Origin of the sequence: Streptomyces sp. NPDC093065 (assembly GCF_044754585.1) — a bacterium.
Lineage (GTDB): Bacteria > Actinomycetota > Actinomycetes > Streptomycetales > Streptomycetaceae > Streptomyces.
The window spans coordinates 143,014-159,787 of the sequence record NZ_JBIVPJ010000020.1; the positions used below are offsets into that span (position 1 = coordinate 143,014).

General features: G+C 69.5%; 15 protein-coding genes and 1 pseudogene. 13 read left to right on the forward strand and 3 right to left on the reverse strand.

What is annotated here, in order from left to right; genetic code table 11:
• Positions 1-16: 16 nt before the first annotated feature.
• Positions 17-1,009, reverse strand: a complete 993-nt coding sequence (locus ACIQFU_RS29635) for a RecB family exonuclease (RefSeq protein WP_402555514.1) — start codon at positions 1,007-1,009, stop codon at positions 17-19.
• Between the two features lie 173 nt (positions 1,010-1,182).
• Here ACIQFU_RS29635 and ACIQFU_RS29640 point away from each other — a divergent pair, with 173 nt between their 5' ends.
• From ACIQFU_RS29640 to ACIQFU_RS29650, 3 genes are all read left to right on the forward strand, one after another.
• Positions 1,183-2,898, forward strand: a complete 1,716-nt coding sequence (locus tag ACIQFU_RS29640) for a site-2 protease family protein (RefSeq protein WP_402555516.1) — start codon at positions 1,183-1,185, stop codon at positions 2,896-2,898.
• A gap of 125 nt (positions 2,899-3,023) precedes the next feature.
• Positions 3,024-3,926, forward strand: coding sequence for a tRNA (adenine-N1)-methyltransferase (locus ACIQFU_RS29645; RefSeq protein ID WP_402555517.1), 903 nt, complete (start codon positions 3,024-3,026; stop codon positions 3,924-3,926).
• Positions 3,927-4,150: 224 nt separating this feature from the next.
• A complete protein-coding gene (locus ACIQFU_RS29650) occupies positions 4,151-4,738 on the forward strand; it encodes a hypothetical protein (protein WP_402555518.1) in 588 nt (195 codons plus the stop codon).
• A gap of 72 nt (positions 4,739-4,810) precedes the next feature.
• Here ACIQFU_RS29650 and ACIQFU_RS29655 read toward each other — a convergent pair whose 3' ends face one another.
• Positions 4,811-5,116 carry a ferredoxin gene (locus tag ACIQFU_RS29655; protein ID WP_402555520.1) on the reverse strand — a complete coding sequence of 102 codons (306 nt, stop codon included), beginning with the start codon at positions 5,114-5,116 and terminating at the stop codon, positions 4,811-4,813.
• 245 nt (positions 5,117-5,361) lie between these two features.
• On the opposite strand from ACIQFU_RS29655, the gene arc reads away from it, so the two are divergent.
• The 6 genes and pseudogenes from arc to prcA all read left to right on the forward strand — a co-directional run bounded on the left by arc (position 5,362) and on the right by prcA (position 11,385).
• Positions 5,362-7,128, forward strand: coding sequence for a proteasome ATPase (gene arc, locus ACIQFU_RS29660; protein WP_402555522.1), 1,767 nt, complete (start codon positions 5,362-5,364; stop codon positions 7,126-7,128).
• A 233-nt stretch (positions 7,129-7,361) separates the two neighbouring features.
• Positions 7,362-8,873 carry a depupylase/deamidase Dop gene (dop, locus tag ACIQFU_RS29665; protein WP_361010524.1) on the forward strand — a complete coding sequence of 504 codons (1,512 nt, stop codon included), beginning with the start codon at positions 7,362-7,364 and terminating at the stop codon, positions 8,871-8,873.
• A gap of 178 nt (positions 8,874-9,051) precedes the next feature.
• Entirely contained in the window at positions 9,052-9,270 is a 219-nt protein-coding gene (locus ACIQFU_RS29670; protein ID WP_043374843.1) for a ubiquitin-like protein Pup, read from the forward strand.
• Between the two features lie 33 nt (positions 9,271-9,303).
• A pseudogene (locus ACIQFU_RS29675) lies at positions 9,304-9,754 on the forward strand (endonuclease domain-containing protein).
• Positions 9,706-10,551 (forward strand): proteasome subunit beta, encoded by an 846-nt coding sequence (gene prcB / locus ACIQFU_RS29680; protein WP_402555524.1) that lies wholly within the window; start codon positions 9,706-9,708, stop codon positions 10,549-10,551. Before ACIQFU_RS29675 ends, prcB begins: the two are co-directional and overlap by 49 nt.
• Positions 10,552-10,614: 63 nt before the next feature.
• Positions 10,615-11,385: a proteasome subunit alpha gene (gene prcA / locus ACIQFU_RS29685; RefSeq protein ID WP_402555526.1), complete on the forward strand. Its 771-nt coding sequence runs from the start codon at positions 10,615-10,617 to the stop codon at positions 11,383-11,385.
• 9 nt (positions 11,386-11,394) lie between these two features.
• Here the strand turns inward: prcA and ACIQFU_RS29690 are convergent, their stop codons facing one another.
• Complete coding sequence (locus ACIQFU_RS29690; RefSeq protein ID WP_402555528.1) at positions 11,395-12,414, reverse strand: LacI family DNA-binding transcriptional regulator; 1,020 nt, start codon at positions 12,412-12,414, stop codon at positions 11,395-11,397.
• Positions 12,415-12,519: 105 nt separating this feature from the next.
• Between ACIQFU_RS29690 and ACIQFU_RS29695 the strand changes: the two genes are divergently transcribed.
• The 4 genes from ACIQFU_RS29695 to ACIQFU_RS29710 all read left to right on the forward strand — a co-directional run bounded on the left by ACIQFU_RS29695 (position 12,520) and on the right by ACIQFU_RS29710 (position 16,770).
• On the forward strand, positions 12,520-13,779 hold the full coding sequence (locus ACIQFU_RS29695) for an MFS transporter (protein ID WP_402555530.1): 1,260 nt from the start codon (positions 12,520-12,522) through the stop codon (positions 13,777-13,779).
• 9 nt (positions 13,780-13,788) lie between these two features.
• A complete protein-coding gene (gene pafA, locus ACIQFU_RS29700) occupies positions 13,789-15,150 on the forward strand; it encodes a Pup--protein ligase (RefSeq protein WP_061445640.1) in 1,362 nt (453 codons plus the stop codon).
• A 164-nt stretch (positions 15,151-15,314) separates the two neighbouring features.
• Positions 15,315-16,340 (forward strand): FKBP-type peptidyl-prolyl cis-trans isomerase, encoded by a 1,026-nt coding sequence (locus tag ACIQFU_RS29705; protein WP_402555532.1) that lies wholly within the window; start codon positions 15,315-15,317, stop codon positions 16,338-16,340.
• A gap of 58 nt (positions 16,341-16,398) precedes the next feature.
• The gene (locus ACIQFU_RS29710; RefSeq protein WP_402555534.1) at positions 16,399-16,770 is read left to right on the forward strand and encodes an FKBP-type peptidyl-prolyl cis-trans isomerase; all 372 of its coding nucleotides are present in this window, start codon (positions 16,399-16,401) and stop codon (positions 16,768-16,770) included.
• The last annotated feature ends 4 nt before the right edge of the window (positions 16,771-16,774 follow it).

Sequence of the window (16,774 nt, forward strand, 5' to 3'; positions counted from 1 at the left end):
TTCGATGGGACAGGCCCTAGTCCGGTCCCATTCTGCCCTGCTCGGCGCCGCCGGAGTCGGCCGCCCTCACCGGCAGCGGATAGGGCGGGGGAGTACCCCCGAACTCCGGACAGTGCTCCTGGTGGTCGCACCAGCCGCACAGCTTCGTGGGCCGGGGCCGCCAGTCACCGGTCTCCGTCGCCAGCCGGATCGCCTCCCACAGCGCCAGCAGCTTGCGCTCGACCCGCTCCAGGTCCGCCGGGACCGGGTCGTACGTCAGCACGTCACCGCTGCCGAGATAGACCAGCTGCAACCGTCGCGGGACGACCTTCTTCAGCCGCCACACCACCAGCGCGTAGAACTTCATCTGGAACAGCGCGCCCTCCGCGTACTGCGGCCGGGGCGCCTTGCCCGTCTTGTAGTCGACGATCCGCACCTCACCGGTGGGGGCCACGTCGACCCGGTCGATGATGCCGCGCAGCCGCAACCCGGAGTCCAGCTCGGCCTCGACGAACAGCTCCCGCTCGGCGGGCTCCAGCCGGCTCGGATCCTCCAGCGTGAACCACCGCTCGACCAGCCGCTCCGCCTCCGAGAGCCACTGAGCCAGCCGCTCGCCCTCCGGATCGTCCGCGAACAGCTCGACGACCTCCGGCCGGCTCTCCCGCAGCCGGTCCCACTGGCCCGGGACCAGCGCCTTCGCCCGCGGCGCCGTGCGCTCGGCCGCCGGGGCGTCGAAGAGCCGCTCCAGCACCGCGTGCACCAGGGTGCCCCTGGTCGCCGCCTCACTGGGCTTCTCCGGCAGCCGGTCGATGACCCGGAACCGGTACAGCAGCGGGCACTGCATGAAGTCACCGGCCCGCGAGGGCGAGAGCGAGGTGGGTCCTGTGCCCACGGGCAGGGCCGCCGCCGTCGTGGCACCCGCCGCCACGCCCGCCGCCCGAACCGCCACGCCCGCCTGATCCGCCACTGCCGCCGCCGGCCGGGCGGATCCGCCGGCGTCCTCCGCGACACCCTCGGTACTCGTCTCCATGCCCCCAGACCTTACGGCCGGCCACTGACAGCGACCCAGCCCGCGGGCTGTGACCCGTGCGACGGAAGGCAAGCACAGGGGTGCCGGGGCTGAACGGGCCGGGACGGACGCATACCATCGACACGAGACCCTCCCGACCGGCAGGCGGGAGACGCTTCGAACGAGGGGACATCGTGGACGTGAGCGGCGGGAGCGGGCAGCCGCGGTCCGGCAACGACGAGTCGGCCGAGCCCCAGGCACATCCCACGGCCCCGGCCACCGGCCCCGACGACACCGCACGGCCGGAACCCGCCGGCCCCACAGCCACCAGCCCCGGATCGCCGGGCCACGACGAGACGCCGGAAGCCGGGACGCCGCACCCCGGCCCACCGGAGACCGGCCCACCGGCGCCCACGCGACCGGGGGACAGCCCCACCGAAGCCCCCGCCCCGCACGAGCGGCCCGACCGCACCACCTCGGGCCCCGCCCCCGGCACGGCAGGCGAACCGCCCGGGCAGCCGGCCCCCGGGGACGACGCAACCTCCCGACCCCCGGCCGAGCCGTCCGACGACGACGAGGACGACACCGGCGCCCGGCCCAAACGGCCATCCGGCCACGACCACCCCTCCGCACCCCCGCGCGACCCCTCCGCACCGGCCGCGGACCACCGGCACGCCGCCCACGGCACCGGCGCCCCACACCACCGCACCGAGGCCCACACCCCCGGCACGGGCGGACCGGGGCGGCCCCCGCAGCGCCGGCCGGAACCCGGCGGCGGACTGCTCATGGGCCGCCCCTTCGGCGTACCCGTCTACGTAGCACCCAGCTGGTTCCTCGTCGCCGCCCTGATCACCTGGGTCTTCGGCGGCCAGCTCGACCGCGTACTGCCCGAACTCGGCGCCGCCCGCTACCTCGTCTCCCTCTTCTTCGCCGTCGCCTTCTACGCCTCCGTCCTCGTCCACGAACTCGCCCACACCGTCGCCGCCCTCCGCTTCAAACTCCCCGTCCGCCGTATCCAGCTCCAGTTCTTCGGCGGCGTCTCCGAGATCGAGAAGGAGGCCGAGACCCCCGGCCGCGAATTCGTGCTGGCCTTCGTCGGCCCCCTGCTCTCCCTCGTCCTCGCCGGCGTCTTCTACGCCGCGCTGCTGCCCGTCGAACCCGACAGCGTCCCCGGCGTCCTCCTGGCCGGCCTGATGGTCTCCAATCTCATCGTCGCCGCCTTCAACCTGCTGCCCGGCCTCCCCCTCGACGGCGGCCGCATGCTCCGCGCCGTCGTCTGGAAGATCACCGGCAAGCCGATGAGCGGCACCGTCGCCGCCGCCTGGGTCGGCCGCGCCCTCGCCATCGCCGTACTGATCGGCCTGCCGCTGCTCACCACCTCGCTCGGCAGCGACGCCGCCGACGACGTCGGCATGGACACCGTCATGGACGCCCTGCTCGCCGCCATCCTCGCCGCGATCATCTGGACCGGCGCAGGAAACAGCCTCCGCATGGCCCGCCTGCGCGAACACCTGCCCGAACTGCGCGCCCGCGCCCTCACCCGGCGCGCCGTCCCGGTCCAGGCCGACACCCCCCTCTCCGAGGCCCTGCGCCGAGCCAACGCCTCCGGCGCCCGCGCCCTCGTCGTCGTCGACGCCGACGGCACCCCCGCCTCACTGGTCCGCGAGGCCGCCATCGTCGGCGTACCCGAACACCGCCGCCCCTGGGTCCCGGTCAGCACCCTCGCCCAGGACCTCACCGACGGCATGCGCGTCTCCGCCGAACTGTCCGGCGAGGAACTCCTGGACGCCCTGCGCGCCAACCCCGCCACCGAGTACCTCGTCGTCGAGGAGACCGGCGAGATCTATGGCGTCCTGTCCGCCGCCGACGTCGAGCGCGCCTTCGTCAAGGCCATGGCACGGCCCAGCTGAAAGCGCCCCGGAAGGGCGCGGTGAACGGCGCGGGCGACCACGGACGGCCCGCACCGTCCGGCACCCACCACCGCCCCCACCCTCCGGCGGTAAAGCCCCCGGCAGGAAACCGGTAGGCTGGTCACATGTCCGAACCGACCGGTGCCGCCCGCAGGCGCGGGCCCTTCAAGGTCGGGGACCAGGTTCAGCTGACCGACCCCAAGGGCCGCCACTACACGTTCACGCTCGAGGCCGGGAAGAACTTCCACACCCACAAGGGTTCCTTCCCCCACGACGAACTGATCGGTGCTCCCGAGGGCAGCGTCGTCCGCACCACCGGGAACGTCGCCTACCTCGCGCTGCGCCCCCTGCTCCCCGACTACGTCCTGTCCATGCCCCGCGGGGCAGCCGTCGTCTACCCGAAGGACGCGGGGCAGATCCTCGCCTTCGCCGACATCTTCCCCGGCGCACGCGTCGTCGAGGCCGGCGTGGGCTCCGGCTCCCTCAGCAGCTTCCTGCTGCGCGCCATCGGCGACCAGGGCATGCTGCACTCCTACGAGCGCCGCGAAGACTTCGCCGAGATCGCCCAGCAGAACGTGCAGCGCTACTTCGGCGGCCCTCACCCCGCCTGGCAGCTCACCGTCGGAGACCTCCAGGACAACCTGTCCGACACCGACGTCGACCGCGTCATCCTCGACATGCTCGCCCCCTGGGAGTGCCTGGACGGCGTCAAGAAGGCACTCGTGCCCGGCGGCATCCTGTGCTGCTACGTCGCCACCACCACCCAGCTCGCCCGGACCGTCGAGTCCATCCGCGAGATCGGCTGCTTCAACGAGCCGACCTCCTGGGAGACCATGATCCGCAACTGGCACGTCGAGGGCCTCGCCGTCCGCCCCGACCACCGGATGATCGGCCACACCGGCTTCCTCCTCACCGCCCGCCGCCTCGCCGACGGCGTCGAACCGCCCATGCGCCGCCGCCGCCCCGCCAAGGGCGCCTACGGCGAGGACTACGACGGCCCCAACGCCGGCGGAGGCTCCGGCCGCTGAAGCGGCACCCCGCCGCACCCAACGTACCGACGCCGTGGTGCAGTTCCGGCAGCGTCCCGGAACTGCACCACGGCGTCGCCGCGTTGACCGGCACCCCCCGAGCGAGAAGCGGCCAGCCGGGAAATCGGTACCAGTACCCACCCCGCCGTTCCCCCGCACTGTGACGTGTGGCACGATGCTGGCCACCCCCCCCACCGGCACAGCCCTCACAGGAGACACTCCTCGTGCAGCACCCCGCCGTTCCGGAGCTCTCGCACACGCACACCCGGCCGATCCACTGGGTCGCCACCGCCACGGCCGTCGCCGGCGTGGTCGCCCTGTCCTCCGTCCTCCAGCCCGACGCCGCGACAGCGGCCCAGACCACCGGCCAGGCAGCCGCCGGGCCGAAGAGCGCGCCGGCACACATCGCACCGCCCGACCCCGCCACCGTCGCCTTCCCCCTGGAATGCGGCCCGGTCAAGGCCCTCGTACAGAAGAAGGCCTCCGGCGACCTCGACGGCGACGGCCGGCCCGAGACCGTGGCCGTCGTGCACTGCGACGCACCCATGGGCACCCCGCCCGACGGCGTGTACGTCCTCACCCGGGACACCGACAGCGGCAAGCCCCGCGTCGTCGCCACCCTCGTCGACCCCAAGGACCGCCGCACGGCCACCGCACTCTCGGTGCGCGACGGTGCCGTCCACGCCACGCTCCTCGGCTACTCCTCGCCCGACGTGCCCAGTTGCTGCCCCGACGTCACCGACGACGTGAAGTGGCAGTGGAAGAACGGCACGTTCGTCAGCGACACACCCTCACAGACACGCACCGTGTGACCGGCACCCCGGACGGACCGTGTGACACACCAGACAGCAGTCACGGAACGTAGGCGCCAAGTTACGATTCGGTCACTCTGAGTCCGGGCCGTAGACCTCGGCCCTGTCCGAAACGCGACGCACATGGATGCACTCGCCCGGACACTCCTTCACCGAGTCGACCACATCCGTGAGAAGCGGCAGCGGCACGGGCGTTGCCGCCCCCGGCGCCTGCAGAAGCTCGTCGTCCGCGCCCTTCACATAGGCCAGACCGTCGATGTCCAGCTCGAACACCTCCGGCGCGTACTGGGCGCAGATACCGTCACCGGTACACAGGTCCTGGTCGATCCAGACCTCCAGAGCCTCGCCGCCGACTCCGGCCTCCTGCTGCACGCTCATCTCTCCTGCCGTTTCCTGCGCCGAGCCGTCCGGGAATCCGGCCAGCTCCGACGGGTGTTGAACACTTCGACCCTACCCCCGCCTGGGTTCCAATCACGTTCCGTGGGTATTCCCCTGGCGTGAGGGAGAGCGCAAGGGTGAAGATCGGACACACCTCTACCGTCTTTGTGATCTAGGGGTTTCAATCGACACCCACCCAGGTAGGGTCTGGAAGCGTCCAGCTCCCCTTGGAGGAGGTGAGGACCGTGGCAGCCCACGACGACGACATGAACCGCGGCATCCGCCCGGGACGCGGGTCCGAGGACCCGGCCGGGCAGGTGGCCTACCTTGAGCAGGAGATCGCCGTCCTGCGACGCAAGCTCGCCGAATCTCCGCGACACACGAGAATTCTCGAAGAGCGGATCGTCGAACTGCAGACCAACCTGGCCGGCGTGTCCGCCCAGAACGAACGACTCGCCGGCACCCTCCGAGAGGCCCGCGACCAGATCGTGGCCCTCAAGGAGGAGGTCGACCGGCTGGCCCAGCCACCGGCCGGCTTCGGCGTCTTCCTGCAGGCCAACGAGGACGACACCGCCGACATCTTCACCGGCGGCCGCAAACTCAGGGTGAACGTCAGCCCGAGCGTCGAGCTCGACGAGCTCCGACGCGGCCAGGAAGTGATGCTCAACGAAGCACTCAACGTGGTCGAGGCCATGGAGTACGAGAGCGTCGGCGACATCGTCACCCTCAAGGAAATCCTCGAGGACGGCGAGCGCGCCCTGGTACTCGGCCACACCGACGAGGAAAGGGTGGTACGGCTCGCCGAACCCCTGCGCGGACTCACCATCCGCCCCGGCGACGCCCTCCTGCTCGAACCCCGCTCCGGCTACGTCTACGAGGTCGTCCCCAAGAGCGAGGTCGAGGAACTCGTCCTCGAAGAGGTCCCCGACATCGGCTACGAGCAGATCGGCGGCCTCGGCGGACAGATCGAGATGATCCGCGACGCCGTCGAGCTCCCCTACCTCTACCCCGACCTGTTCAAGGAGCACGAGCTGCGCCCGCCCAAGGGCGTCCTGCTCTACGGGCCCCCCGGATGCGGCAAGACGCTCATCGCCAAGGCCGTCGCGAACTCGCTGGCCAAGAAGGTCGCCGAGGTCACCGGCCAGGCCGCCGGCAAGAGCTTCTTCCTCAACATCAAGGGCCCCGAGCTCCTCAACAAGTACGTCGGCGAGACCGAGCGGCAGATCCGCCTCGTCTTCCAGCGAGCCCGCGAGAAGGCCAGCGAGGGCACCCCCGTCATCGTTTTCTTCGACGAGATGGAATCCCTCTTCCGCACCCGCGGCTCCGGCGTCAGCTCGGACGTGGAGAACACCATCGTCCCCCAGCTCCTCGCCGAGATCGACGGCGTGGAAGGCCTGCAGAACGTGGTCGTCATCGGCGCCTCCAACCGCGAGGACATGATCGACCCCGCCATCCTGCGGCCCGGCCGGCTCGATGTGAAGATCAAGATCGAACGTCCCGACGCCGAAGCGGCCAAGGACATCTTCGGCAAGTACCTCACCGAACGCCTCCCCCTCCACTCCGACGACCTCGCGGAACACGAGAAGGACAAGGCGGCCACCGTCTCCAGCATGATCCAGACGGCGGTGGAACAGATGTACGCCGAATCCGAGGAGAACCGCTTCCTGGAAGTCACCTACGCCAACGGCGACAAGGAAGTCCTCTATTTCAAGGACTTCAATTCCGGCGCCATGATCGAGAACATCGTGGGCCGCGCCAAGAAAATGGCGATCAAGGACTTCCTCGACAAGAACCAGAAGGGCCTCCGCGTCTCCCACCTCCTCCAGGCCTGCGTGGACGAGTTCAAGGAGAACGAGGACCTGCCCAACACCACCAACCCCGACGACTGGGCCCGCATCTCCGGAAAGAAGGGCGAACGGATCGTGTACATCCGTACGCTCGTCACCGGAAAGCAGGGCGCGGACACCGGACGCTCCATCGACACGGTGGCAAACACCGGTCAGTACCTGTAAAAGGCTGGGCGGCTGCGGGTGCCCTCACCGGGGTACCCGCAGCCGACTGTTTTCCGGAGCCCCGGCTGGAGCAAGGCAATGACGCAAATGATCTCCCCGCCAGCGCAAAGGCGTTCTAGGCTCTTCCATACCGCCGAGTCGCGCAGTGCGGGGACGGGCACCGCACACGCATCGGAGCGCCAGCGGTACTTGAGCGACGCCCACTACGGGCGCTGCCGGGCAAGGAGGGCCGCATGACCGTACGGCGAGTAATGGGCATCGAGACGGAGTACGGAATCTCCGTCCCCGGCCACCCGAACGCCAATGCCATGCTCACCTCGTCCCAGATCGTCAACGCCTACGCGGCGGCGATGCACCGGGCCCGCCGGGCCCGCTGGGACTTCGAGGAGGAAAACCCGCTCCGGGACGCGCGAGGCTTCGACCTCGCCCGCGAGGCCGCCGACAACAGCCAGCTCACCGACGAGGACATCGGCCTTGCCAACGTCATCCTCACCAACGGAGCACGGCTCTACGTCGACCACGCCCACCCCGAATACAGCGCTCCGGAAGTCACCAACCCCCGCGACGCCGTCCTGTGGGACAAGGCCGGCGAACGCATCATGGCCGAAGCCGCCGAACGCGCGGCCCAGCTCCCCGGTGCCCAGCCCATCCACCTCTACAAGAACAACACCGACAACAAGGGCGCCTCCTACGGCACGCACGAGAACTACCTGATGAAGCGCGAGACCGCCTTCTCGGACATCGTGCGCCACTTGACGCCCTTCTTCGTCTCCCGCCAGGTCTTCACCGGCGCCGGCCGCGTCGGCATCGGCCAGGACGGCCACGAACACGGCTTCCAGCTCAGCCAGCGCGCCGACTACTTCGAGGTCGAGGTCGGCCTGGAGACGACGCTGAAGCGCCCCATCATCAACACCCGCGACGAGCCGCACGCCGACGCCGAGAAATGGCGCCGCCTGCACGTGATCATCGGCGACGCGAACCTGTCGGAGATCTCGACCTACCTCAAGCTGGGCACGACGGCCCTGGTCCTGTCCATGATCGAGGACGGCTTCATCGCCGTCGACCTCGCCGTCGACCAGCCCGTACGCACCCTCCACCAGGTCTCGCACGACCCCACGCTCAAGCACCTCGTCACCCTGCGCAGCGGCCGCACACTGACCGCCGTACAGCTCCAGATGGAGTACTACGAGCTGGCCCGCAAGTACGTCGAGGAACGCTACGGCGCCGACGCCGACGACCAGACCAAGGACGTCCTCGGCCGCTGGGAGGACACCCTCAACCGGCTCGAGAACGACCCGATGAGCCTCGCCGGCGAGCTGGACTGGGTCGCCAAGCGGGAGCTCATGGAGGGCTACCGCCGCCGCGACAACGTCGACTGGGATGCCGCCAGGCTGCACCTCGTCGACCTCCAGTACGCCGACGTACGGCCCGACAAGGGCCTGTACAACCGTCTGGTGGACCGCGGCCGCATCAAGCGCCTGCTGGACGAGAACGAGGTCGAGCGGGCCCGTACGAAGCCGCCGGAGGACACCAGGGCCTACTTCCGCGGGCGCTGCCTGGAGCAGTACGCGGACGACGTCGCGGCGGCCTCCTGGGACTCGGTGATCTTCGACCTGCCGGGCCGGGATTCGCTCCAGCGGGTCCCAACCCTGGAACCGCTTCGCGGAACGCGTAATCACGTCAAGGAGCTCCTGGACCGCTGCCGCACCGCGGACGACCTGGTCAGGGTCCTGTCCGGCGGGTGAGCGGCCCGAGCGGGTACCGGGGAGTAGACAGCCGGACAGGGTGGAATATCCCAGGTCCGGGAACCATGGAGATGGCCCCCGTACGTTGGAGGAAGTGCGGGGCCGATGTCGGACCGGACTTGTAGGGTCTGATCTTGACCGAGCAACTGTGTCGGGCGAACCGAGCGGGGTGAGGGTTATGGCGACCAAGGACACCGGCGGCGGGCAGCAGAAGGCCACGCGGTCCACCGAGGAGGTCGAGGAGCAGGCGCAGGACGCGCAGGCATCGGAGGACCTCAAGGAACGCCAGGAAAAGCTGAACGACGACGTGGACTCCGTCCTGGACGAGATCGACGACGTACTCGAGGAGAACGCAGAGGATTTCGTTCGCTCATTTGTTCAAAAGGGCGGCGAGTAGCCTTCGAAATGAAGGTTGCAGCGGGGGGTTCGCTTGTCGATCGAAGAATCTGGTAGGCGTTGCTCGCGGTGTAGGGACCACAAGCCGCGGGCAGCGTTTGCACGGAACAAGGCGATGCGCGACGGGCTGCAGGCCTACTGCCGAGAGCACGCTGCGGCCTATCACCAAGAACGCCAGGTGGCCAAGAGGCGAAACGTCCGCCCGCGAGCGGAGGTGCCCGAGGGGCACAAGCTCTGCCGGACGTGAGGGGAGACCAAACCACACAGTGAGTGGACCCGGAATCGCCATCGCCGCTCCCGCCGCACATGTGGATCACTGCCACGGGACGGGTAGGGTCCGTGGCGTACTGTGCTTCAGCTGCAACGCTGCGCTGGGGCAGTTCAAGGATCGGCCCGATGCCATAAGGCGGGCTGCCGCTTACGTGGAAGGAATCGCGTGGAAGCCAACACTCGTAGCACCGGGCGTCTACCAGCTGCCTTCCTGACGCCCGGGTCCTCCTCCTTCATGGACTTCCTCGGTGAGCACCAGCCGGAGATCCTCCCGGGCAACCGGCAGCTCCCGCCGGTGCAGGGCGTCGTCGAGGCACCGCACGGCACCACGATCGTGGCGGTCACGTTCCCCGGCGGTGTCGTGCTCGCCGGTGACCGGCGGGCGACCATGGGCAACGTGATCGCCCAGCGGGACATCGAGAAGGTCTTCCCGGCCGACGAGTACTCGGCGGTGGGCATCGCCGGTACGGCCGGCCTGGCCGTGGAGATGGTGAAGCTGTTCCAGCTGGAGCTGGAGCACTTCGAGAAGGTCGAGGGCGCGCAGCTGTCCCTGGAGGGCAAGGCGAACCGTCTGTCGACGATGATCCGGTCCAACCTGGGCATGGCGATGCAGGGGCTGGCCGTGGTGCCGCTGTTCGCCGGGTACGACGTGGACCGGGGCAGGGGTCGCATCTTCTCGTACGACGTGACGGGTGGCAGGTCCGAGGAGCGGAACTACGCGACCACGGGTTCGGGCTCGGTCTTCGCCCGGGGTGCGATGAAGAAGCTGTTCCGCGACGACCTGACCGAGGAGCAGGCGACGACGCTCGTGGTGCAGGCGTTGTACGACGCGGCTGACGACGACTCGGCGACGGGTGGTCCCGATGTCGCCCGCCGGATCTATCCGATCATCACTGTGATCACCGAGGACGGTTTCCGCCGGCTCGGCGAGGACGAGGCCGCGGAGCTGACCGGTTCGGTGCTGCAGGCCCGGCTCGAGCAGCCCGACGGTCCGCGGGCCGCGCTGCTGTAGCGGGAGCGTGTCTTCGTGTTGTCAGGTGGTCCAGTGACTTCGACAGAAAGGGACGGATAACCGGTGTCGACGCCGTTCTATGTATCTCCTCAGCAGGCGATGGCCGACCGGGCGGAGTACGCCCGCAAGGGCATCGCGCGTGGCCGCAGCCTGGTCGTGCTGCAGTATGCCGACGGCATCGTGTTCGTCGGTGAGAATCCGTCCCGTGCGCTGCACAAGTTCAGCGAGATCTACGACCGGATCGGCTTCGCGGCCGCCGGCAAGTACAACGAGTACGAGAACCTGCGGATCGGTGGGGTGCGCTACGCCGATCTGCGTGGTTACACCTACGACCGTGACGACGTGACGGCGCGCGGTCTGGCCAACGTGTACGCCCAGACGCTGGGCACGATCTTCTCCAGTCAGGCCGAGAAGCCGTACGAGGTGGAGTTGGTCGTCGCCGAGGTGGGTGACAGTCCGGACAGTGACCAGATCTACCGGCTGCCGCACGACGGTTCGATCGTGGACGAGCACGGTTCGGTGGCGGTCGGGGGCAACGCGGAGCAGATCAGCGGGTATCTGGACCAGCGGCACCGGGACGGTATGACGCTGGCGGAGGCCCTGAAGCTGGCGGTGCAGGCGCTGTCCCGGGACACGAACGGCAGTGAGCGGGAGATTCCGGCGGAGCGGCTGGAGGTCGCGGTGCTGGACCGGACGCGTCCGCAGCAGCGCAAGTTCAAGCGCATCGTGGGCGGTCAGCTGTCGCGGCTGCTGGATTCCGGTGCGGCTGCGGGCGAGGTGTCGGCGGAGAGCGGGACGGAGTCCGAGAGCGACTCCGGGTCGGACGAGGAGTAGGCGCCCACCTCACTTCGCTCGTCGCGGCGGGGCCGTAGACCCCCGTACCACCAGGCTGACCGGCAGGTCCCCCTTCTCGGGGGGCCTGCTTTCCATTACGGCGAGCAGTGCTCGCATGCCCCGTTCGCCGAAGGCTTCCGCGTCGAGGCGGACGGTGGTGAGTTCGGGGTCGATGGCGGTGGCGAGGCCGAGGTCGTCGAGGCCGGTGACGGAGAGGTCGTCGGGGACGCGGAGTCCGGCGCGCCGGACGGCCTTGTAGGCGCCGGCCGCCAGTTTGTCGTCGTCGCAGACCAGTGCGGTGGGCCGGGGTCCGGGTGCGGCGAGGGCGGCTTCCGTGGCGTCGAGGGCGCCCTCGATGGAGATGGGGGCTCGGATGGTGCGCAGTTCGGTGCCGGGGGCGTCGGCGAGGCGTGAGGCGAGTTCGCGGGCGCGTACCTCGAAGGTCCAGGAGGGGATGTCCGCGGCGAGGTGGAGGAAGCTGCGGTGGCCGAGGGACAGCAGGTGTTCGGTGACCTGGCGGATGCCGTCGGCGATGTCGAGGTTGACGGTGGCGGCGCCCAGGCTGCCTTCGGGGTCGCTGTCGAGCATGACGAGGGGGAGTTGGTCGCCGCGGATGGCGGTGAGTGCGTCGGCGGCCATGGAGGAGGCGATGACGCCGTCGAGTGCGGCCTGTGCGGAGGCGAAGGGGTCGCGGGCGGGGCCGACGCCTTCGGGTGAGGGGTAGAGGACGACGCCGAAGCCGTGTGCGGCGGCGACGCGGGCGGCGCCGGTGTACACCTCGGCGAAGAACTCGGTGGTGAGGGCGGGGACGACCAGGAGGACGGTGCGGGTGCGGCCGAGGCGGAGGTTGCGGGCGGCGAGGTTGGGTCGGTAGCCGAGTTCCGACGCGGCGTCGCGGACGCGCTGGGCCGTCGGTTCGGAGACGCGGCCGCGCCATTTGTCGCCGAGGACGAGGGAGACGGCTGCCTGGGAGACGCCGGCGGCCTGGGCGACGTCCCGGCTCGTGGGGCGGGTGCTGCCTCGTGCCACCGTTCGCCTGCGCTTTCGTCTGGACTGCTGGACTGGCGACATGGTACGTATGGCGGCGAAGGTTATACGTAACACGTACTGCGAGTGGGGACAGGGAGGTGCGTCGTGGTCGCCGGATATCTGGACATTCTCCGGGCTCGGCATGCCGTACGGCTGCTGGCCGGCACGTTGGTCGGGCGGTTGCCCAACGCGACCGCGGCGATCGCGATCGTGCTGTTCGTGCGGGCCGAGGGCGGCTCGTACAGCCTGGCGGGGGCGCTGGCGGCGGTCTACGGCGTGGCCAACGCCGTCGGGCAGCCGGTGCTGGGGCGGCTGGTGGACCTGCACGGGCAGCCGCGGGTGCAGTTGCCGGGCGCGGTGCTCTCGGCGCTCGCGATGGCCGTGTTCGCCTTCGCGGGTACCGGAGCGGCCGCGCTCGCGTACCTGTCCGTGGGGGCCGCGGGGCTGTTCACGCCTCCGCTGGAGGGCGGACTGCGGGCGCTGTGGCCCAGTGTGCTGGGCGAGGAGGACCAGGTGCACACGGCGTACGCGATGGACGCCGTGGCGCAGGAGGTCATGTTCACCGTCGGGCCGCTGCTGGTGACGGTGTGTGTGTCGCTGTGGTCGCCGCAGGCGGCGCTGCTCGTGTTGAACGGTGTCGGTGTGCTGGGTGCGCTGTCGGTGGTCGTGTCGCCGCCTTCGCGCGCGTGGCGGTCGGCGCCGCGGGAGGCGCACTGGCTGGGTGCGTTGCGCTCGGGCGGGCTGCTGGCGCTGCTGGGGGCGTTCCTGTTCGTCGGGATGGCGCTCGGGTCGATCACGGTGGCCTCGGTGCCGTACGCCGACGATCACGGTGGTGACGCGGTGTACGGGTGGCTGATGGCCGCGCTGGGGCTGGGTGCGCTGGTCGGGGGAGCGGTCTACGGGGCGCGGCGGTGGGCCGGTGATCCGGCGCGGCGGCTGCGGCTGCTGGTGGCGCTGCTGGCGGTCTGCTACCTCCCGCTGATGCTGATGCCGGGCGCGGTGGCCATGGTGCTGCTCACGGTCCTCGCGGGGGTCTTCCTCGCGCCGTGCATCGCGTGTGCGTTCGTGCTCGTCGACGTGCACGCGCCGCGGGGGACGGTGACGGAGGCGTTTTCGTGGCTCGTGACGACGTTCACGGTGGGCGCTTCGGTGGGGACGGGTCTCGCGGGGCCCGTCGTGGAGCACGGCGGGGCCTTGTGGGGCTTCGCGGTGCCGGGGGCGGCGGGTTTCGTCTCGCTGCTCGTGCTGGCGTGCACCGGGCGGGTCCTCGCAGCTCCCGCGCGGGGTGCGGTCGTTGCGGCTTCATCGGAAAATGATCCAAACCGTGCCGTCGAACCCCGTTTCAGTTCGGGTCATCAGGCGTAATGTTCAGTCATGGACCGCCGCATTTTCGGGCTGGAGAACGAGTACGGCGTCACGTGCACGTTCAGGGGACAGCGCCGCCTGTCGCCTGACGAGGTGGCGCGGTACCTCTTCCGCCGTGTCGTGTCATGGGGCCGCAGCAGCAACGTCTTTCTGCGCAACGGCGCCCGCCTGTATCTCGACGTGGGATCACATCCGGAATACGCGACACCCGAGTGTGACAACGTGACCGAACTCGTCACCCACGACAAGGCGGGCGAGCGCATTCTCGAAGGACTCCTGGTGGACGCCGAACGACGCCTGCACGAGGAGGGAATCGCGGGCGACGTCTACCTCTTCAAGAACAACACCGACTCCGCGGGCAACTCGTACGGTTGTCACGAGAATTATCTCGTGGCCCGGCACGGGGAGTTTTCGCGGCTCGCGGATATCCTCATTCCGTTCCTGGTGACGAGGCAGTTGCTCTGCGGCGCCGGCAAGGTGCTGCAGACGCCGCGCGGTGCGGTGTACTGCGTCAGTCAGCGGGCGGAGCACATCTGGGAGGGCGTCTCCTCGGCGACGACCCGGTCCCGGCCGATCATCAACACGCGTGACGAGCCGCACGCCGACGCGGAGCGCTACCGGCGTCTGCACGTCATCGTGGGCGACTCGAACATGTCCGAGACGACCATGCTGCTGAAGGTCGGCGCGACCGATCTGGTGCTGCGCATGATCGAGGCGGGCACGGTGATGCGGGACCTGACCCTGGAGAACCCGATCCGGGCGATCCGCGAGGTCAGCCACGACATCACCGGGCGGCGCAAGGTGCGCCTGGCCAGCGGCCGGGAGGCGTCCGCACTGGAGGTGCAGCGGGAGTACTACGAGAAGGCCGTCGACTTCGTCGACCGCCGCGGTATCCGCACCGGCACCGTGGAGCGTGTGCTGGAGCTGTGGGGCCGCACGCTGGAGGCGATCGAGGCCGAGGACCTGGACCGCATCGACACCGAGATCGACTGGGTCATGAAGTACAAGCTCCTGGAGCGGTACCGGGCCAAGCACAACATGACCATGTCGCATCCGCGAGTCGCGCAGATAGACCTCGCCTACCACGACATCCACCGTCGTCGTGGTCTGTACTACCTGCTCGAGAAGAAGGGGCAGGCCGCCCGGGTCGCCAACGACTTGAAGATCTTCGAGGGCAAGTCCGTTCCGCCGCAGACCACTCGGGCCCGGCTGCGCGGCGACTTCATCCGGCGGGCCCAGGAGCAGCGACGGGACTTCACGGTCGACTGGGTCCATCTGAAGCTCAACGACCAGGCGCAGCGCACCGTGTTGTGCAAGGATCCGTTCCGTTCGGTGGACGACCGGGTGGAGAAGCTGATCGCCGGCATGTGACCCGACCGGGGTGAGACCGGACGGGTGAGACACGCGTCTTCGCGCGAAAGGGCGGAACGCCACACGGGCACCGTACGTTAGCCGTACGGTGCCCTTCTCACGCCGTAGAGTTGCGCGCACGCCAGCCATCAGGACCGACCCGATACCGATACGAGGCCCCCACCGTGCGCCGACGCTCACTCCTCATCGCCGTCCCCGCGGGACTGGTCACGCTCGCCGCCTGCGGTGACGACGACTCAGGCTCATCGAGCAACGCGAGCGACAGCGCGTCGCCGGAGGCGTCGGCCACGTCGGCCGCTCCGCCGCCGAAGATCGTGGACGGTCCGCTGCCGGCGATCACCGCGGGGACGAAGTTCGACGAGAAGCCGACGGTGGCCAAGGGCAGTGGCGAGCCGTCCAAGGACCTCGCGGTCAAGACGGTCGTCGCGGGCGGCGGCAGGGCCGTCGCGGAGAACGACTTCGTCTCGGCGAACTACCTCGGCCAGATCTGGCAGAGCGGGAAGGTCTTCGACAACTCCTACGACCGCAAGACGCCGCTCGTCATCCAGCTTGCGCAGGGCAGCATCATCGACGGCTGGCGGTACGCGCTCACCGGCAAGAAGACCGGCAGCCGCGTCCTGTTCTCCGTGCCGCCGACCTGGGGTTACGGAGAGCAGGGCAACGAGCAGGCGGGTATCAAGGGCGACGACACGCTGGTGTTCGTGGTCGACATCCAGGACACCTTCAACGCGCGGAGCAGCGCCGACGGCAAGAAGATGCCGCAGGACGACGCCGCCCTGCCGAAGGTCGGCACCAACACCGACGGCAAGGCGCCCTCCATCGAGGTGCCGGACGCCGACGCGCCGAAGAAGCTCGCCGCGGAGTACGTCCTGGAGGGCGACGGCGCCGAGGTGGGCGCCCAGGACAGCGTGCTCGTGCAGTACAAGGGCGTGCTGTGGGAGAAGGGCAAGACGTTCTCGTCGACGGACAAGGGTTTCGACTCGACGTACGACAGGCAGCAGCTGACGTCGTTCTCGTTGCAGCAGGTCGTCAAGGGCTGGGCGCAGGGCCTGACGGGCAGGAAGGTCGGCAGCCGCGTCCTCGTCGTCATCCCGCCGGACCTGGGCTACGGGGACAACCCGCCCGAGGGCAGCGGTATCGAGAAGGACTCCACGCTCGTCTTCTCCGTGGACATCCTCGCGAAGATGTGACGTCCGGGGATGTAAGACTTGGGCGTTGCCTTTCCGCAGACAAGCAGGAGCTGAACACGTGAGCATCGACAAGCCCGAGGTCGACTTCCCGGGCGGCGAGCCCCCGGCGGACCTCGAGATCAAGGACATCTGGGAGGGCGACGGCCCGGTTGCCGAGGCCGGTCAGACCGTGACCGTCCACTACGTGGGCGTGACCTTCAGCACGGGCGAGGAGTTCGACGCCAGCTGGAACCGCGGTACGCCGTTCCGTTTCCCGCTCGGTGGCGGCCGCGTCATCGCGGGCTGGGACCAGGGCGTGCAGGGCATGAAGGTCGGCGGGCGCCGCCAGCTGACCATCCCCGCGCACCTCGCCTACGGCGACCAGAGCCCGACCCCGGCGATCCCGGCCGGCTCGACGCTGATCTTCGTGGTCGATCTGCTCGGAGTCTGACCGA